The organism is Pseudomonas sp. EL_65y_Pfl2_R96 (genome assembly GCF_963970905.1).
GTDB lineage: Bacteria > Pseudomonadota > Gammaproteobacteria > Pseudomonadales > Pseudomonadaceae > Aquipseudomonas.
On the sequence record NZ_CAXAQH010000114.1, the window covers coordinates 1 to 760 of the forward strand.

The following is a 760-nucleotide window of genomic DNA, read 5'->3' on the forward strand; positions in this document are numbered from 1 at the left end:
GGGCAATGATCCTCGAACCGGGGCACGCCCCGCTCAAGTTCCATCCGCTCGCCAACCTGTTTCCGATGCTATCGGACCAGGAGCTGGAGGATCTGGGCGAAGACATCCGCCTCAACGGCCAGTTGGAAGACGTGATCCTGCATCGGGACATGATCCTCGACGGCCGCAACCGCTATACGGCGGCGACGCGAAAGGGGCTGCCGGTTCGGACCTCGCTGTTCAAGGGCGATGATCGCGACGCACTCGCCTGGGTGATCTCGAAGAATCTGAAGCGCCGGCATCTGACCGAAAGCCAGCGCGCGATGGTCGCGGCGCGGATCGCAACGCTCAAGCTCGGCGCCAACCAGCACACGCAGGCTGCGCCAATTGGCGCACCCTGCGGCCTTTGCGGCTGCATGGCGGCCTGTCCTTGCGCCTGCAGGAACGGCAGCATGATCTCGTGCGCCTTGACGAGGCTGTCGCGCACGAAGGCCGCCGCGTCGAGATCGGAGGCCCTTGCCAGATGCCCGGCGCGGGCCGCTTCCGTCGTCACCTGCGCCCGCTTTTGCTGCGCCGTGGCCAGCGCCTGGTCGGCGAGCGCCAGCGTCTTCTGCGTCTCGGCCGCCTGCTTGGCGTTCTTGCCGGCGGCGTTCTCCAGTTCCAGCTTGGTCTTGGCCTGCTGAATCTGCAGCTGTTCGGGCTTGGGCGCCATCATCTGCTGCAGCTTGTCCTTTTCGTCGCGCGGGATGTCCGGATCGATCTCGACCAGGATCTGCGGCGG

The 760-nt window shown here is 66.2% G+C and carries 1 protein-coding gene; it reads right to left on the bottom strand.

Annotated elements, in window-relative coordinates:
• Positions 1 to 172 precede the first annotated feature (172 nt).
• On the bottom strand, positions 173 to 760 hold a 588-nt coding region (locus AACY49_RS29720), incomplete at its 5' end, for a hypothetical protein (RefSeq protein ID WP_339527752.1).